Raw genomic sequence first — 16778 nt, 5'->3', positions numbered from 1 at the left:
GTCGCTCAACGTCGTGCAGCACCCGATTTATGACGTCTGGGTCAAAAGCTGCACAATGTCCTTTCCGGAGGGCGGCGCCGATGTCGCGCCCGCTGCCAAGGGGGCGCCGACGCCGCGCCGGTCGAGCGCATCGAACGCGCCGGTCACGACCGCGCCGCCCGAAAGCAGCCCGGCCGCCGACGGTCCCAGCGAATCGCTCAACAACGCCATATAGGCGTCGCGCCGGATCTCGATCGCGCCCATCGATCGCAGATGGTCGGTCTGGAACTGGCAGTCGAGCAGCGTGAACCCGCCGACGCGCAGCCGCGCGACCAGCCAGGCGAGGGCAACTTTCGACGCATCGGTTGCACGGCTGACCATGCTCTCGCCGAAAAAGGCGCGGCCCAGCGCCAGCCCGTAAAGCCCGCCCGCCAGCCGATCGCCATCCCAGCATTCGACCGAATGGGCGAACCCCATCTGGTGCAACCGGGCAAAGGCGTGAGCGATGGTCGGGTTGATCCACGTCTCCGGCCGGTCTGCGGCGCTTTCGCCGCATAGCGCGATGATCGCGTCGAACGCCTGGTTGACGGTGACGCGAAACCGGTCGCGGGCGATCGTTTTTCTTAGCGAGCGGGACAGGCGAAACCCGTCGAGGGGCAGCACGCCGCGCATCCGTGGTTCGACCCAGTAAACGCCGGGGGCGTCGCGGTGGTCGGCCATCGGGAACACGCCCATCGCATAGGCGCGCAGCACCAGTTCGGGATCAAGTTGCTGATAAAGGGACAGCCGCCGGGTCATGCCGCCTTTGACAGGCGCCGTTCGATCGCCTGCCACAGATCGCCGAACGCCTTTGCCGCGGCGCTGCGCGGGGCGAAGCTGCCGACGGGTGCGCGTCGCGCCGCCATCGATTCGACCAGGCTGGCCATCGGGATCACCGGCCAGTCGGGCTGGGCGGCGATCGCCTCCGCATGGAGTTTCCGGCGGCGATCGACCATGGCGTGCACGGGCAACAACGGCACCTTGCCCCGCTTGCCATCCAGATGCGCGACGACTTCATCGAAGGCGCGGGTCGACAATGGGGACGGGATGACCGGCACGACGATCAGGTCGGCGGCGCGCATCACCTGTTCGCTCGTTTCGGTCAGGCCGGGCGGGCAATCGAGGATCAGCCGTTCATATGCCTTGTCCAGCGTCGAGACGAGCTTGGCGAGGCGTTTCTTCTTGTCGAGTTCGTGGAACACCCGATCGAGGCTGCGAAGCGAGGCGTCGGCGCCGATCAGGTCGATGCGCTCGAACGGGGTCGTTCGGATCAGGCGTTCGGCCTCGATATCCTTGGTGAAGATCGCCTGCGCCTGGTCGCGCGGCTTGCTGTCGCCCGCCATCAGCCATGTCGATGCAGCTTGCGGGTCGAGATCCCATAACAGCGTCCGGCGCGCCGATGCATGGGCCGCGCACCAGGCGAGGTTGACCGACAGCGTCGTCTTACCCACGCCGCCCTTAAGGCTGTAGACCGCGATTACCGCCACGTTTTTCCGTCCTTAGCTGCCAGGATCAAAGCTGCCTGTCCGGCGCGCGCCATGCAAGGGTGAGGCGTGCAAAAAAGGGTCGGCGAGCCTGTGCCCGCCGACCCCGTTCGTGGTTCACCCGTGCCGCGTTCAGACGTGACAGGTCAACTCGCCCTTTTCAGGCATGGTGACGGTAATGTTCTCTTCATCGCCGGTCAGCGAATAACCCTCGCCGGTCAGCGGCTGGCCCGCTTCCTCGGCCCTGAGCGCAACCGGCGTGCCGCCCTTTTCGGTGCGAAGGTTGGCGAGCTTGTCGCCCTGGAAGAAATCGACATACAGCAGGCTGTTGTCCTTGCAGCGGAACGAAACCGACGCCTTCATCGCGGGCGGCAGTTCGACCGGCGCGGCATTGGCGAGTTCCGCGGCATATGGATCACGTGGGCGGGTATCGATCACCTCCGGCTCATTGTTGCAGGCGGCGAGCGTAAGCGCGGCGGCAGCCGCGGCGAGGGGGAGAATGTGCTTCATACGGGCAAAATGCTTCGCCTATGCAGCATGTGACGTCAAGAGCACACGACCACAAGCAAGGGACGTTTTTACCGCGACGCAATAATGTTTCGCGCATCGGACGCAATAATGTTTCGCGCATCGTCAGCGGTTCAAATCATCGCCGGGCGCGCCATATGATGGCGAGACTATCGAAACAGGGAGCCTCCGGTATGAAGACCCGCGCCGCCGTCGCGTTCGAAGCCAAGAAGCCGCTCGAAATCGTCGAACTCGATCTCGAGGGGCCAAAGGCGGGCGAAGTGCTGGTCGAGATCATGGCAACCGGCATCTGCCATACCGATGCCTATACGCTGGACGGCCATGACAGCGAGGGCATTTTCCCCAGCGTTCTGGGCCACGAGGGCGCGGGCATCGTGCGCGAAGTCGGCGCGGGCGTGACCAGCGTGGCGCCGGGCGATCACGTCATCCCGCTCTACACCCCCGAATGTCGCCAGTGTAAGTCATGCCTGTCGGGCAAGACCAACCTGTGCACCGCGATCCGCGCGACCCAGGGGAAAGGGTTGATGCCCGACGGCACCACGCGGTTCAGCCACAAGGGGCAGCCGATTTTCTATTACATGGGCTGTTCGACTTTCTCGAACTTCACCGTCCTGCCCGAAATCGCGGTCGCCAAGATCCGCGAGGACGCGCCGTTCAAGACGAGTTGTTATATCGGCTGTGGCGTGACGACCGGCGTGGGCGCGGTGGTGAACACCGCCAAGGTGCAGGTCGGCGAAAATGTCGTCGTGTTTGGACTGGGCGGCATCGGCCTGAACGTCATTCAGGGGGCGAAGCTGGCCGGTGCGGGCCGGATCATCGGCGTCGACATCAATCCCGACCGGGAGGAATGGGGTCGCCGGTTCGGCATGACCCATTTCCTGAACTCGAAGGGCCTGTCGCGCGAGGATACGATCGCCAAGGTGCTGGCGCTGACCGATGGCGGCGCCGATTACAGCTTCGACTGCACGGGCAATGTCGAGGTGATGCGAACCGCGCTGGAATGCTGCCATCGCGGCTGGGGCACCAGCGTCATCATCGGCGTGGCCGAGGCGGGCAAGGAAATTGCGACGCGCCCGTTCCAACTCGTCACGGGGCGCAACTGGCGCGGCACTGCGTTCGGCGGGGCCAAGGGGCGCACCGATGTGCCCCGGATCGTCGACTGGTATATGGACGGCAAGATCCAGATCGACCCGATGATTACCCATGTCCTCGACCTTGAGGATATCAACAAGGGCTTTGACCTGATGCATTCGGGTGAAAGCATCCGTAGCGTCGTGGTTTACTGAAGCGGTAGAGGGAGCGAACGATGTTCAGCCATGTTCATCTGGGCAGCAACGATGTCGAGCGGTCCAAGCGATTTTACGACGCGATCATGGATGCACTGGGCGGCGCCAAAAGCTGGAAGGACGCCGATCGCAATCGCTGGTTCTGGCAGCGGGATGGCGCGATGCTGATCGTGGGCGAGCCGCTGGACAAACAGGTGGCGAGCGACGGTAACGGCATGACGATCGGTTTTGCCGTCGACAGCCCCGAACAGGGCGATGCATGGCACGCGGCGGGGCTGGCCCATGGCGGCACCGCGTGCGAGGACCCGCCGGGCATTCGCGACAAGGGTTCACGTGGCGGCATCTATCTCGCCTATCTGCGCGATCCCGACGGCAACAAGCTGTGCGCGCTGAAAATGATGGGCGGCGCATGACGATCGAGACGGTATCGACCGCACGCGCCTTTGGCGGGACGCAGGGTGTCTATCGCCATGCGTCGGATGCGACGGGGACCGACATGACCTTTTCGGTCTATGTTCCCGATCATGCGCCGGGCGCGCGGTTGCCGGTGGTCTGGTATCTGTCGGGCCTGACCTGCACCCCTGCCAATGTGACCGAGAAAGGCGAGTATCGTCGCGCGTGCGCCGAACATGGGCTGATTTTTGTCGCGCCAGATACCTCCCCGCGTGGGGAAGGGGTGCCCGACGATGCCGATGGCGCCTATGATTTCGGGCTGGGCGCCGGTTTCTATGTCGATGCGACGCAGGTGCCGTTCGACCGGCATTACGCCATGTGGTCCTATGTCACCGAAGAGCTGCCCGCGCTGATTGGTGCTGAGTTTTCCGCCGATATGGATCGCCAGTCGATCATGGGGCACTCGATGGGCGGGCACGGCGCGCTGACCATCGGACTGACCCATCCCGACCGGTTCCGCGCGGTCAGCGCCTTTGCCCCGATCGTCGCACCGTCGCAGGTGCCATGGGGTAAGAAGGCGCTGGGCGGTTATCTGGGCGAGGACCGCGCCGCATGGCGGCGGCACGATGCGGTGGCGTTGATCGAGGATGGCGCGCGCGTCGATGCGCTGCTGGTCGATCAGGGGGCGGCCGACAATTTTCTGGTCGAACAGCTTCGCCCGCATCTGCTGGCCGAAGCCTGTGAAAAGGCCGGGATCGACCTGAGCTTTCGCCTGCAACCCGGTTACGATCACAGCTATTATTTCATCTCGACCTTCATGGCCGATCACTTGGGCTGGCACGCCGCGCGGCTGAAATAAGCGGGGTCAGCGTGCCGGTTCGACCAGCACGCGTCCTTCGCGCCGGGGATCATAGCCGCCATCGATGCGACCATCGCGCACGATCACGGCATGCACGCCCGAATCCTCCCCCTGACCGGGGCGCAGCGTCACACCGCGCGCCGCCAGCCCCTCGATGACGCCGGGGGCGAACTTGCTGACTTCGCCGCTCATGCTGGAACCGCGCGCGACCAGATTGGGCAGCGCAAGCGCGTCCTGCATCGGCAGGCCCCACATCACGGCCCCCACCAGCGACTTGCCGACATAAGGGAGGATGGCGTTGCCGCCCGCCGACCCGATCGCGCCCGCGAACCGGCCATCGGCGTCGACCAGGATCATCGGCGTCATCGACGAACGCGGCCGCTTTGCCGGCGCCACGGCATTCGCGGCGGGCGCGCCATCAGCCTCGGTCGGGGAAAAGCTGAAATCGGTGAGTTGGTTGTTCAGGAAAAAGCCGTCGACCATCCGGCCGGTGCCGAAGATCGATTCGACCGTCGATGTCATCGACACCACGTTCCCGCTGGCGTCGCCGACGATGAAGTGCGTGGTGCCGGCCGGTTCGGCCGTGCTGTCGGCACCAACCATGGGCGCTCCGGCGGGCATTCCGAAGCGCGGCGGCGGCCCCGCGCGATCCCCGATCAGCGCGGCGCGCCGGTCGAGATAAGCGGGGTCGAGCATCCCCTGCACCGGCACGCGGGCAAAGGCGGGATCGCCGACATAACGGTCGCGATCGGCGAACATCACGCGGCTGGCTTCCTCGAACAGATACCATGCCTGCGGGTCGGTCGGCCCGCGCCTGGCGATATCGGTGCGCTCCAGCAATTTGAGCAGCATCAACATGCCCACGCCCGATGACGGCGGCGGCGGCACGCAGGCGCGGTAGCCAGCCCATGGCGCGCATAGCGCCTCGCGCTCGACCGGCTTGTAGGCGGCGAGGTCGGCCAGCGTCATCGTTCCCTCCAGCGGCGCGGCGCGTGTTTTCTGGACGATGCGCGCGGCGGTCTGGCCCTTGTAAAGCGCGTCGGGGCCTTGCGCCGCCAGCCGCACCAGGAAATCGGCATATTCAGGATTTTTCAGCCGGTCGCCCACCGCTGCCATCCGACCGCCGTTCTGCGTGAAATATCGCTGCGCGTCGGGTGCCTGAAGCTGCGGATAGCTGCCGGTCAGGAACCGGCCCAGGCGCGGCGTGACGACAAAGCCGTCGCGCGCGGTGTGCTGTGCGTCGCCGAACAAGGTGGACCATTCGAGTTTGCCATGCGCGCGGTGCGCCGTCGCCAGCATGGCCACCGCGCCGGGCACGCCCGTCGCCCGCCCGCTGACCACCGCCTGGCGAAAGCCGATCGGTTTGCCGTCGGCGCCCATGAACATCGACGGCGTTGCGCCCGCCGGCGCCACTTCCCGCCCGTCATAGACGCGGACATCGCCGCTCGCGCCGTCGAAATAGGTCATGAACGCACCGCCGCCCATGCCGGAGCTTTGCGGTTCGACCAGCGTCAGCATTGCCTGCACCGCGATGGCCGCGTCGACCGCGCTGCCGCCCCGGCGCAGCACCGCCATGCCCGCCTCCGCCGCCAGCGGATTGGCGGCGACGACGAACATCTCGCGCGCGGCAGGCGCGATTGCCACCGGCGTTGCCGCGCGCGGGGCGGGCGCGCAACCCGGCAGCACCAGCGCGACGGTTGCCGCAAGCGCGGTGAGGGGGCGGAAAAAGCGCATATCGTCATCCTGTCGTGCGATCGCCGGGCAGGCGCTTGTTTTCGTTGCGGGCGGTTGTTGCCTGCTCGGACCCCGGCACGCAATGTCGGGCTATGCCGTTTGGTTATCGCAAACTATCAATAGCGAAATGACCGGGCGACCATGATGCCCGCGCAGGAGCAGGAAATCGGCATGGCGCGCAAGCTCGAACACTTTCCCAATCTGGTGACGATGTTCTTCGCCCGCGCCCGTGAGCGCAAGGAGCGGCCGTTCCTGTGGGCCAAGCGCGACGGCAGATGGGCGTCGACCAGTTGGGCCGATGCGGCGGCGCAGGTGGCATCGCTTGCGACCGCGATCAAGGCGCTGGGTCTGAACCCCGGCGACCGGGTGATGCTGGTCAGCGAGAATCGCCCCGAATGGTGCATCAGTGATCTGGCGATCATGGCGGCCGGTTGCGTGACGGTGCCGACCTACACCACCAACACCGAACGCGATCACCAGCATATCATCGAAAATTCCGGCGCGCGGGCGATCATCGTGTCGGATTCGAAACTGGCTCGCACGCTGCTGCCCGCCGCCATTCGCGCCGGAACCGCGCAGCATATCATCGGTATCGAGCCGCTGCGTGTCAGCCAGTCGGGCGCGCTCGAATATCATCAATGGGCGCAGTTGATCGGCGATCATCCGACCACCGCCGACACCATGGCCGCGCAGGCATTTTTCAATCGCGATGACCTTGCCTGCATCATCTATACCAGCGGCACCGGCGGCAGCCCCCGCGGCGTGATGCAGCATCACGGCGCGATCCTGCACAATGTGGAGGGGTGCTGCACCGTCATCAGCGAGGACTTCGGCTGGGAGGAGGAGGTGTTCCTGTCGTTCCTGCCGCTCAGCCACGCCTATGAACATACCGGCGGCCAGCATTTCCCGATCGGGCTGGGCGCCGAAATCTATTACGCGGAGGGCCTCGACAAGCTCGCCTCCAATATCGAGGAAGTTCGACCGACGATCATGGTCGTCGTGCCGCGACTGTTCGAGGTGCTGCGCCAGCGCATTTCCAAGGCGATCGACAAACAGGGCAGGGTGCCCGCTTGGCTGCTCGACCGTGCGGTCGCGATCGAGGGACGGCGAGCGGCGACCGGGCGCACGCCGATGGGCGACCGGCCCGCGCAGCTGGCGGTCAACCGGCTGCTCAAGCCCAAGATCGCCAGGCGGTTCGGCGGCAGGATGAAGGCGATGGTTTCGGGCGGCGCGCCGCTGAACCCCGAAGTCGGCAATTTCTTCCAGGCGCTGGGCCTGACCTTTTTGCAGGGCTATGGCCAGACCGAGGCCGCGCCCGTGATTTCGTGCAATCGCCCCTCGGCGGGTCTGAAGATGGACACGGTCGGCCCGCCGCTCATCAATACCGAGGTGCGGATCGCCGATGACGGCGAAATCCTGGTGCGCGGCGAACTGGTGATGCACGGTTACTGGCGCAACGATGCCGAGACCGCGCGCGTGCTGAAGGACGGGTGGCTGCATACCGGCGATATCGGCATCATCGATGGCAAGGGCCGGATCAAGATCACCGATCGCAAGAAGGACATCATCGTCAACGACAAGGGCGACAATGTCGCGCCGCAGAAGATCGAGGGGATGCTGACGCTCCAGAACGAGATCGTGCAGGCGATGATCTATGGCGATCGCAGGCCCTATATGGTGGCGGTGCTGGTTCCCGATCCCGAATGGACGCAGAGCTTTTGCGCGAAGGGCGGCGCCAGTTGCGATTTTGCGGCTTTGTCGCGCAACCCCGATTACCGCGCGGCGCTGGGCGCGGCGGTGGAACGGGTGAACCAGGATCTGTCACAGATCGAACGCGTGCGCCGCTTCATCATCGCCGACGAACCGTTCGCGATCGAAAACCAGCAACTGACCCCCAGCCTGAAAATCCGCCGCCATGTGCTGAAACAGGTCTATGGCGAGCGGTTGGATGCGCTTTACAAGGCGTGAGCGGTTTCGGACGGGCGCTGGTTCGGCACGTTCTGTCGTGGCGGTGGGCATTCGATCGTTCGAATGACAGGCGGCGTAAGTCGCTGGCTTATCCTGCAAAATCGTCGGCGTCCGGGTGCGGGTCGGCGCTTCCTGAACCCCCGATAAAGGAACGTCGTCTCACCGTCCGCCGTTCTGTCCCCCGTTCGCAACGAACGAGGAGCAAGACGATGTTCAAGCCGATGTTCGCCTGCGCCGCTGCCATTGCGGCGCTGACTGCCGCCCCCGCCGCGATCGCTGGCGGTGACAAGTATGCTGGTATGTTCGACGACAGCAATTCGCACTATCTGGATTACAAGACCGACCTGTCCGAAGCGCGCCGCGAGCTTCGCAATGATCTGGAGGGCGCCGACAGCGCCGCCGACCGGGCCGAAGTCGTCAGCGAATTCGAGCGTGAGGTCGCCGATGCCGAAAGCGATTTCATCAAGGAAATGGCAGAGGACGGCGTCGTGCTGCGCCGTGGCACGGTCACGGTGGAGCCGGAGATCGCGGCGCTGGTTGCCGTCCCGCGCTACTGATTGCCGATAGGGCAGCAGGGATGAAGGGAGGTCGCGGGTGTTCGCGGCCTCCCTTTTGTTGACGGCTTGTGGCAGGACGGTGGCATGACCCGGCTTCGCCCCTTCCACCTCGCCTTTCCCGTGCACGACCTGTCCGCCGCGCGCACCTTTTACGGCGACGTACTGGAATGCCGGGAGGGGCGGTCGAGCGATCATTGGATCGATTTCGACCTGATGGGGCATCAGATTGTCGCGCATCTCGACCCCGCGGCGCGGCCGGCGGGGCACAGCAATGCCGTCGATGGCCATGACGTGCCGGTGCCGCATTTTGGCGTCGTGCTGGGTATGGACGACTGGCAAGCGCTGGCAGCGCGGGTCGAGGCGGCGGGCATTTCGTTCGGCATCGCCCCCCATATCCGCTTCAAGGGCCTGCCTGGCGAACAGGCGACGATGTTCTTTCGGGACCCCAGCGGCAACGCGCTGGAGTTCAAGGCGTTTGCCGACGACGCGCAACTTTTCGCCACGGAGTGACATGATGAGCGAACCGGTAACGGTCGAAATCCCGCACCAGCTTTCCAACGACGATCTGCATCAGCGGATCGAGGGCGGCATCGGCAAGCTGGGCGCGATGATTCCCGGCGGCGAAGTGGTCGAGCATCACTGGGAAACCGATCGCCTGATGACCTTTACCCTGCAGGCGCTTGGCCAGCGGGTTGCCGCGAAGATCGAACTGCTGGAAGGGCGGGTGCGCGCCGAGATCGACCTGCCGCCCATGCTGGCGCTGTTTGCCGACAAGATCCGCGCCAAGCTGGCCAAGGATGGGCCGTCGCTGCTGAAATAGATCGGAACCCGTCCGTCATGCCCCCGTTATTGGGCGAAAGGGAGAATGCCGGATGCCTCGCCTGCTGCGCCTGTTGCTGGTCCTGATCGTCGCGGTCGTCACGCTGGGCGTGCCGGCGGGCATGATGCTGGGCAGCTTCGCGACCGGTGGCGCGCTGCACGCCAGCGCCGTGGCGGGATATTCGCTGCCCGATCAGGGCACGAACCTGCGTTCGGCCGGCAGCGCCGATGCGGTGCAGCCCGCCGCCGTCGCCTATGGTCAGCTTGATCGCTACGCCGCCGCCGGGGCATGGGTCGACTGATGCGTGCGCCGGGTCTATCGGCGCGGGCATGTATGATTTCGATATCGCCGCCGACGACAAGCCCGGCCTCTACCGCGACCTGATCGCCGCGCTCGATGCGCTGACCGCCGATGAACCCGATGCGGTGGCTAACATGGCCAATGCCGCGGCGCTGATCTGGCAGGTGCTGCCGGACCTGAACTGGGCAGGATTTTATCGCAACGTGAATGACGAACTGGTGCTCGGCCCGTTTCAGGGCAAGGCCGCCTGCATCCGCATTCCATTCGGCAAGGGCGTCTGCGGTGCCGCTGCGGCGACTCGCGAGACGCAGCTTGTCGCCGATGTCCATGCCTTTCCCGGCCATATCGCCTGTGATGCCGCCAGCCGTTCCGAACTGGTCGTGCCCATTGTGCATGGCGGGCGGCTGATCGGCGTGCTCGACCTCGACAGCCCCAGCCCCGCGCGCTTCGATGCGGAGGACGCCGCCGGCTGCGAAGCAATGATGGCGCTGCTGGCTGCGCGTATCGCCTGATCCCGGCATGGGACAATGCCCGGCGCTACACGGATTCGCGACTTGCGGGCGGCTAGGTTAAGAAACCATCAACCATGTGCGCCGTTGCACCTGGATCGATGGGTCTTGACAGGGAGGCCATGGGGCCGATGCGAATGTTGCTGATCGCCGCGCTGGCAACCGGCGCGGCACCCGCCGCACTGGCGGCGCAAACCGCCGGACAGCGTGCTCCCGCGCCCGCGCCTCGGCTTCAGGCACCGGCCCATGCCGGCGCGCATGTCCGCCCCGGTGACCACCGGGACAACGGCAGGCGGTGGGGCGATCGCTTCGACAATCGCTGGGTTGGCGGCTGGCGCGCGCCGGGCGGCTGGGACGCCTATCGCCCGCCGGTTCGCGGGTGGAGCTTGCCGCGCTACTGGATTGATTCTCGTTTCCAGATCGCGGATTTTGGTGCCTATGGCCTGACCGCGCCGCCGCCGGGCTATGGCTGGTATCGTTATTATGACGATGCCGTGATGATCGACAGTTATGGCCGGGTGCACGACAGCGTGCGAGGGGTCGCGTGGGATCGTGACGGCGACGCTTATCGCGATTTCGACCAGCCGTATCGTGCGGACCTGTATGACCAGGGCTATTATGAACGCGCCGATGCCGGCGCGCCGCCGCCCCCACCGCCGCCCGCGCGGCGCGATGACGGTGTGGGCGGCGCGGTCGCCGGCGGCGCGGTCGGCGCCGCCGCCGGTGCGCTGGTGGCGGGGCGCGGCAATCGCCTGCCCGGTGCCTTGATCGGGGGGGGCGTGGGTGCCGTGGCCGGGGCTGCGATCGACCGGGGCGAGGACGCGCGGCGTCAGCCCCCCCCGCCGCCGCCACTGCGTCATCACGCCGATCGGCACGGTGCGCCCTATCCGGTCCCGGCCTTCGGGCCTGAGCGCGAAGTCGTTCAGCCCCTGCCGGGCGAGGTCCGGGTCGCGCGTGAGGATCATGGCGATGGCTATGACCCCGTTTATGTCGGTGAAGTCGTGCGCGAACGTCGCGTTCGCACGGTTCGGCACGATGACGGCAGCGTCACCACCTATCATCCGCATGGCACGACGGTGACGACGCATGGCGGCTATGTCGACGGCGGATTTTATTATCCGCCGACCACGACGACCACGGTAACGGTGTCGCGCCCCGTCACCAGAACGGTCGTGACCGAGGAATATGTCCGACACCACGCGCCCGCGCACAAGCGCGTCAAGCGCAAGTGGCGGCGTCCGGCGTGGTGCAATTGCGATTAATGACGCGGCGCTGACGGATCAGGCCGTCAGCGCATCCACCAGGCGCGCTTCCAGCCACGCCTTGTCCGGCCCCCGGTGGAAACTGTGGCTGTCGGTGTCCAGCGTGGCAACGGTCGCGCGCTCGATCACTTCGGCATAGGCCGGGGTCGACAGCGCTTCGGTAAAGGCGATGGCGGTGTTGTCACGCGCGGCGGTCAGGATGTTGATCGGCACCGGCTTGCCAAGCAGGCCTGCGGCGACGCGTCCGGCCAGCCGGTCGGGCGTGGGTTCGCCGTCAGCGCCCGACAGTTTCGACAGGCCCCCGGCCAGCTTCTTCAGGTTGACCCCGCCGGTCAGCAGCCGCCCCCATGCACGCGGATCGCGCAACCGCTGGGCATAGCGTGCGCGGATCGCCGCTGCCGGTGGCAGCGTGTCGCCGGACGGTTCGATGATCCAGGGATTGGCGAGGACCAGTGCATCAATCCCGGCCGTGTCGTGCAGCGCCAACGCGCTGGCGGCATCGCAATTGCCGAACGCGACGATGTGCGTCAGCGACGGCACCGCCTGACGGAACGCGGCGATCGCGGCGGCGATATCGGGGCCGCTTTCCTCGAATCCGCGATTGGCGCCGGTCGAATCGCCGATGCCGCGCCGGTCGAAGCGGAACACCGGATAACCGCGTTCCGCCAGCCGCGCCGCCATCAACGCCATGCCGCGATGCGCGCCGATCCTGAGTTCGTTGCCCCCTGATACGATCAGCAGCCCGCGTGGCTGCTCCCCCGCATCCAGCGTGCCGACCAGCGTGTCGCCGCCGCAGGGAAAGGCGATCAACCGGCGCATTGGCGCACCCATTGGGCAAGGTCGGCGGCCAGTTCGCGGGCCAGCGCGGGGTTGTTGTCCGGTTCAGCCCGGCGCCACAACGGACGCGCCAGCAGTTTGCGATCGGCTGGCGCGGTATCGGTGTCGAGCCGCAGCGTGCGAAGGCCCGACCCGGCAAAGGGCGCCGCGCCCTGCAACTCGGCCAGCATGGACCGGCTGATGCAATTGCCCGCCAGTTCGACCGGGGGACCATCCCCAACGATCGATTTCGGGTCGAACGGCTCACTTGCCTCCCGCGCGGCGGCCTGTTTCGCGCGGACCATGTCGCGGACCAGCGCGGCGCCGGTGACGGGGGCGAAATGCCAGCGCGACTGGCAATTGGCGCGACCGTCGAACAGCGCGCCGCCGCGCATCGCCGCAATGTGGACGCGACCGCCCGCGCGCGTCAGCTTTTCCTCGGCCGCGGCAAATGCGCCGCGCCAGTCGTCCAGCGACGCCTTTTCGGTCGGCAGCAGGCTTTCGCCCTGTCCGGGCATGTCGGGCAGCGCCGCGCCGATGCCATGGTCGCCCAGCGCCCGCAGCAGCGTCACGAAAAAGGCGCGCAACCGGTTCGCTTCCTCGAACGGGGGCATCGCGGCCAGCACGACTTCGCCCTGTTGCGGCCCGAACCGCAACAGGTTCTCGCGCCCCCCGCTCCAGGCATAATCGTCGATCAGGCGCCGTCCGCCTTGGCAACGGCAAAGCGCGTCAGCGCGCCAAAGCTCTCCAGCGTCTCTCCGTCGATGTCGTCATCGTCGATGACGATGCCCAGCCGGTCCTCAAGCTCGGTCAGCACGCCCGCGACCGCCATCGAATCGAGTTCGGGCAGCGCGCCGAACAACGGGGTTATCGCATCGAACGCCGCGACCCGGTCGTCGGACAGGCCCAGCACGTCGCGAAGCACGCCGCGAACCGTCGCCTCCACCTCTACATGGTGTTCGGAAATCATCGGATGCTCCCTGCGATCATCTTTTTGCCGCGCCTAGCCGCCGCGCACGCGGCGGACAAGGGCGGCGACACGATCGCGTGCGATTGCGGCCAGACCGGCGGGGTGGCGCGGATCCGCCGCCTCGACTCGCCACAGCGGCAGCGCCGCGTCCATCCAGTCGGCCTTGTAGGGCTGATCGCCGGTGCCATAGTCGATGATTGCCGGGCGATCATGGGTGATGACATGTTCGAACATCGCGTGGCTCAGGATCGAACCGGGCGAATATGCCCTGGCATCGTCGCGATAGGCGAGCTTGTGGATCGTCGCGCGGTCGTGTTCGACGGTCCAGAGTTGTGCGGCGACGGGCTGGCCGTCGCGCACGGCGATGCCCAGGCGCAATGTGCCCGCCGCGCCCTCTGCCTCGGCCATCGCGCGCATGAAGGGCCAGGAGCCTTCGTCCCCCTTCCAGCTTGCGTCATAGATCGCGCGATAGGCGTCCCATGCGGCGGCGTCGAAACCGCGATGGATGGCGATGGCAAGACCGGCCTTTTTCGATTTGCGCGCGACGGTCGAGCGCAGCTTGCCGGGCCGTGCGGCCCAGAACGCGGCGAAGTCCGCACCCGGCGCGATTCGCCAATTCACGCTGGTCGCGGTCTGGCGGACATGCCAGCCCGCCGCCCGGAATGCCGCGACGATCGCATCCGGCTGTTCGACCGGTGACAGCGTGATCTGGCCGATGCCGCGCAACGCCCCCGGCAGCGCGGCCACCGCGCCGTCCGCATCGCCCGATCGCACGACGTCGAACGCCAGCGTATACCACCTTGCCAGCGCCTGCGCGCGCGGCCCCCGTCGGCTGAGGAACAGCCAGGCCGCACCCCGTTCGTCGCGGGCGCGCGCGATCAGCGGCCGGCCGGGCGGCGGGCAATGCGCCAGCGTCCGCTGGAACCAGTCGAGCCGATCATACAGGCGCGGCTGCGTGGTGCGCGACAAGGCATCGCCCGCATCGCGCGCGACCGCATCCAGATCGGTATAAAGCGCATGATCCGCTGCCACGAAACCTCGTAATCAGAGTGTTTACCGTGGCGGCTTATGGGCGAGGACGATGAGCATTGCGTTAAACCCCGAACCGCGTCCGATCGACCACCTGCCGTCGATGGGTGCGCCGGATGCGCCCGCGCTGCACGACCGCGCGGGCAACTGGTCCTTTGCCGAGCTGGACGGCGCGGTCGGCGCGGCGGCGGCTTGGCTGGCGGCGCAGGGGCTGAACCCCGGCGACCGGGTGGCAAGCTGGTTGGCCAAGACGCGGGGGGCGTGTGTCATGCCGCTGGCGGCGGCACGCGCGGGGCTGGTGCATGTACCGGTCAACCCGTTGCTCAAACGGGCGCAGGTGGCGCATATCCTGTCCGACAGCGGCGCACGGTTGCTGATCGCGGGCGCGGCGCGCCTGTCGACGCTGGAGGCGGGCGACGTGCCCCGCGATGCCCGCACCATAGACGAAGCGGATCTGCCACTGGGGGGTGACGCTCTGTCGCCATCGAACGCCGACCCCGCATCGCTGGCCGCGATCCTCTATACGTCGGGTTCGACCGGGCGGCCCAAGGGGGTGATGCTCAGCCACGCCAACCTGTGGCTCGGCGCGATCAGCGTCGCGCATTATCTGGACGTGACGCCCGATGACCGGGTGCTGGCGGTGCTGCCGCTGAGTTTCGATTATGGGCAGAACCAGTTATTCTCAAGCTGGGCGGCGGGGGCCAGCGTCATCCCCCTCGATTACCTGACGGCGCGCGACGTGGTGAAGGCGGTCGAGCGTTTCGATGCCACCAGTCTGGCCGGGGTGCCGCCCTTGTGGGTGCAATTGCTCGACAGCGACTGGCCCGTCGAGGTTGCGGCGCGGCTGAAGCGGCTGACCAATTCGGGCGGCGCGCTGACGCCGCGCATGGTGCGCGCACTGCGGGAACGCTTCCCGGCGGCGCGATTGTTCCCGATGTATGGCCTGACCGAAGCGTTCCGTTCGACCTATCTCGATCCGGCGCTGGTCGACGCGCATCCCGATTCGATCGGCCGCGCCATCCCCTTTGCCGAAGTGATGGTGGTGCGGCCTGACGGCACCCGCGCCGCGCCGGGGGAGGCGGGCGAGCTGGTCCATGCCGGGCCGCTGGTCGCGCAAGGTTATTGGCGGGATGCCGAGCGAACGGCGCTGCGCTTTCGCCCCGCGCCCGCATGGGCCGAATATGGCGGCATGGCGGTGTGGTCGGGCGATACCGTGATCGCCGATGAGGCGGGGCTGCTGCGCTTCGTGGGGCGCGATGACGAGATGATAAAATCGGCGGGCAACCGCATCAGCCCGACCGAGATCGAGGAAGCGGTGCTGGCTGGGGGCGAGGCGGGGGAGGCGGTGGCGCTGGGCGTGCCCGATCCCCGGTTGGGGCAGGCGATCGTCGTCGTCGCCAGCGCGCGCGGTGATGCCGGGGCAGCGGAAGCGCGGCTGCGCGAACGCTTGAAGCGCGAACTGCCCGGCTTCATGCAGCCGCACCGTTACGAATGGCGGGGCGCCCTGCCGCGCAACGCCAATGGCAAGCTCGACCGGTCGGGCGTGAAGGCGGAGATACTGGCATGAAGCCCATGGGCCCGATTCCGCCGCATTTCGCGGACGGCGATACGCTGATGATCGCCGGCCACGACGCCGAACACTGGATTGGTGTGGCCGGCGACACGCCGCTGTTCGTCTATGACATGGGCGAGGTTCGCGCGCGGCTGGCGCGGCTGCGCGCGGCGATGCCGCAGCGGCTCGACATCCATTATGCGATCAAGGCCAATCCGCACCCGCAGGTGCTGGCCGCCATCGCGCCGCTGGTCGACGGGCTGGACGTGGCGTCGGGCGGCGAACTGGCGCGCGCGCTGGCGGTGAAGCCCGCATCGGTCATCAGCTTTGCCGGACCCGGCAAGCGAGATGACGAACTGACCGCCGCGATTCGGGCGGGCGCGACGCTGAACCTCGAATCGCAGGGGGAGGCATGGCGCGCGCTGGCGATCGGCGACCGGCTGGGGCTGCGCCCCCGGCTGGCGGTGCGGGTCAATCCCGATTTCGACCTGAAAGGGTCGGGCATGAAGATGGGCGGGCGGGCGTCCCCCTTCGGCATCGATGCGGCGCGCGTGCCCGATCTGGTCCGCGCGATCGTGGCGGCGGGCCTCACGTTGGTCCTGACCGATCAGCCGACCACGATTTCCCGTGCCGCCGGATGCCCCAGGAACAGGCCAGGGCTGGCAGTGAAGCCATAAGCGCCCGCGAGGAAGA

Annotated in this window: 19 protein-coding genes and 1 pseudogene; 12 read left to right on the top strand and 8 right to left on the bottom strand. The window is 67.0% G+C overall.

What is annotated here, in order from left to right:
• Positions 1-27: 27 nt before the first annotated feature.
• The 3 genes from aat to VL973_RS08910 all read right to left on the bottom strand — a co-directional run bounded on the left by aat (position 28) and on the right by VL973_RS08910 (position 2012).
• Entirely contained in the window at positions 28-777 is a 750-nt protein-coding gene (gene aat / locus VL973_RS08920) for a leucyl/phenylalanyl-tRNA--protein transferase (RefSeq protein WP_325283672.1), read from the bottom strand.
• Positions 774-1505 (bottom strand): ParA family protein, encoded by a 732-nt coding sequence (locus VL973_RS08915; RefSeq protein WP_325283671.1) that lies wholly within the window; start codon positions 1503-1505, stop codon positions 774-776. Before VL973_RS08915 ends, aat begins: the two co-directional genes overlap by 4 nt.
• A gap of 129 nt (positions 1506-1634) precedes the next feature.
• Positions 1635-2012 carry a hypothetical protein gene (locus VL973_RS08910; protein WP_325283670.1) on the bottom strand — a complete coding sequence of 126 codons (378 nt, stop codon included), beginning with the start codon at positions 2010-2012 and terminating at the stop codon, positions 1635-1637.
• A 191-nt stretch (positions 2013-2203) separates the two neighbouring features.
• On the opposite strand from VL973_RS08910, the gene VL973_RS08905 reads away from it, so the two are divergent.
• Genes VL973_RS08905 through fghA form a run of 3 tightly spaced genes read left to right on the top strand, consistent with a single transcriptional unit; the run spans position 2204 to position 4568 of the window.
• Positions 2204-3316, top strand: coding sequence for an S-(hydroxymethyl)glutathione dehydrogenase/class III alcohol dehydrogenase (locus tag VL973_RS08905; protein ID WP_325283669.1), 1113 nt, complete (start codon positions 2204-2206; stop codon positions 3314-3316).
• Positions 3317-3336: 20 nt separating this feature from the next.
• Positions 3337-3729 carry a VOC family protein gene (locus VL973_RS08900; protein ID WP_325283668.1) on the top strand — a complete coding sequence of 131 codons (393 nt, stop codon included), beginning with the start codon at positions 3337-3339 and terminating at the stop codon, positions 3727-3729.
• Entirely contained in the window at positions 3726-4568 is an 843-nt protein-coding gene (gene fghA, locus VL973_RS08895) for an S-formylglutathione hydrolase (RefSeq protein WP_325283667.1), read from the top strand. The genes VL973_RS08900 and fghA overlap by 4 nt, the downstream gene beginning before the upstream one ends.
• A gap of 6 nt (positions 4569-4574) precedes the next feature.
• Here fghA and VL973_RS08890 read toward each other — a convergent pair whose 3' ends face one another.
• Positions 4575-6302, bottom strand: a complete 1728-nt coding sequence (locus VL973_RS08890) for a gamma-glutamyltransferase family protein (RefSeq protein WP_325283666.1) — start codon at positions 6300-6302, stop codon at positions 4575-4577.
• 141 nt (positions 6303-6443) lie between these two features.
• On the opposite strand from VL973_RS08890, the gene VL973_RS08885 reads away from it, so the two are divergent.
• The 7 genes from VL973_RS08885 (at position 6444) to VL973_RS08855 (ending at position 11718) form a co-directional block, all read left to right on the top strand.
• Positions 6444-8270, top strand: a complete 1827-nt coding sequence (locus tag VL973_RS08885) for an AMP-dependent synthetase/ligase (RefSeq protein WP_325283665.1) — start codon at positions 6444-6446, stop codon at positions 8268-8270.
• 209 nt (positions 8271-8479) lie between these two features.
• Complete coding sequence (locus VL973_RS08880) at positions 8480-8827, top strand: hypothetical protein (RefSeq protein ID WP_325283664.1); 348 nt, start codon at positions 8480-8482, stop codon at positions 8825-8827.
• 84 nt (positions 8828-8911) lie between these two features.
• The gene (locus tag VL973_RS08875) at positions 8912-9337 is read left to right on the top strand and encodes a VOC family protein (RefSeq protein ID WP_325283663.1); all 426 of its coding nucleotides are present in this window, start codon (positions 8912-8914) and stop codon (positions 9335-9337) included.
• Between the two features lie 4 nt (positions 9338-9341).
• Positions 9342-9647 (top strand): polyhydroxyalkanoic acid system family protein, encoded by a 306-nt coding sequence (locus VL973_RS08870; protein WP_325283662.1) that lies wholly within the window; start codon positions 9342-9344, stop codon positions 9645-9647.
• A 52-nt stretch (positions 9648-9699) separates the two neighbouring features.
• On the top strand, positions 9700-9948 hold the full coding sequence (locus tag VL973_RS08865; RefSeq protein WP_325283661.1) for a hypothetical protein: 249 nt from the start codon (positions 9700-9702) through the stop codon (positions 9946-9948).
• 28 nt (positions 9949-9976) lie between these two features.
• Positions 9977-10459 (top strand): GAF domain-containing protein, encoded by a 483-nt coding sequence (locus tag VL973_RS08860; protein ID WP_325283660.1) that lies wholly within the window; start codon positions 9977-9979, stop codon positions 10457-10459.
• Between the two features lie 134 nt (positions 10460-10593).
• Positions 10594-11718 (top strand): RcnB family protein, encoded by a 1125-nt coding sequence (locus VL973_RS08855; RefSeq protein WP_325283659.1) that lies wholly within the window; start codon positions 10594-10596, stop codon positions 11716-11718.
• A gap of 18 nt (positions 11719-11736) precedes the next feature.
• Here the strand turns inward: VL973_RS08855 and VL973_RS08850 are convergent, their stop codons facing one another.
• From VL973_RS08850 to VL973_RS08835, 4 genes are read right to left on the bottom strand one after another with little or no spacing between them, the layout of a single operon-like run.
• The gene (locus VL973_RS08850; protein WP_325283658.1) at positions 11737-12537 is read right to left on the bottom strand and encodes a hydrolase 1, exosortase A system-associated; all 801 of its coding nucleotides are present in this window, start codon (positions 12535-12537) and stop codon (positions 11737-11739) included.
• On the bottom strand, positions 12525-13190 hold the full coding sequence (locus VL973_RS08845; RefSeq protein ID WP_325283657.1) for an alpha/beta hydrolase family protein: 666 nt from the start codon (positions 13188-13190) through the stop codon (positions 12525-12527). The genes VL973_RS08850 and VL973_RS08845 overlap by 13 nt, the downstream gene beginning before the upstream one ends.
• Before the next feature lie 38 nt (positions 13191-13228).
• A complete protein-coding gene (locus VL973_RS08840; protein ID WP_325283656.1) occupies positions 13229-13504 on the bottom strand; it encodes a phosphopantetheine-binding protein in 276 nt (91 codons plus the stop codon).
• A 33-nt stretch (positions 13505-13537) separates the two neighbouring features.
• Positions 13538-14536, bottom strand: coding sequence for a GNAT family N-acetyltransferase (locus tag VL973_RS08835; protein WP_325283655.1), 999 nt, complete (start codon positions 14534-14536; stop codon positions 13538-13540).
• 49 nt (positions 14537-14585) lie between these two features.
• Between VL973_RS08835 and VL973_RS08830 the strand changes: the two genes are divergently transcribed.
• Both VL973_RS08830 and VL973_RS08825 read left to right on the top strand, forming a co-directional pair.
• Entirely contained in the window at positions 14586-16100 is a 1515-nt protein-coding gene (locus tag VL973_RS08830; RefSeq protein WP_325283654.1) for an acyl-CoA ligase (AMP-forming), exosortase A system-associated, read from the top strand.
• A pseudogene (locus tag VL973_RS08825) lies at positions 16097-16672 on the top strand (type III PLP-dependent enzyme domain-containing protein); the annotation flags it as partial. The gene VL973_RS08830 and the pseudogene VL973_RS08825, both read left to right, overlap by 4 nt.
• Positions 16673-16778 lie beyond the last annotated feature (106 nt).

This window comes from Sphingomonas sp. (assembly GCF_035490575.1).
Classification (GTDB): Bacteria; Pseudomonadota; Alphaproteobacteria; order Sphingomonadales; family Sphingomonadaceae; genus Sphingomonas.
Note: the sequence above shows the minus strand (reverse complement) of the source record. Positions and strands in the feature narration are given on the sequence as shown.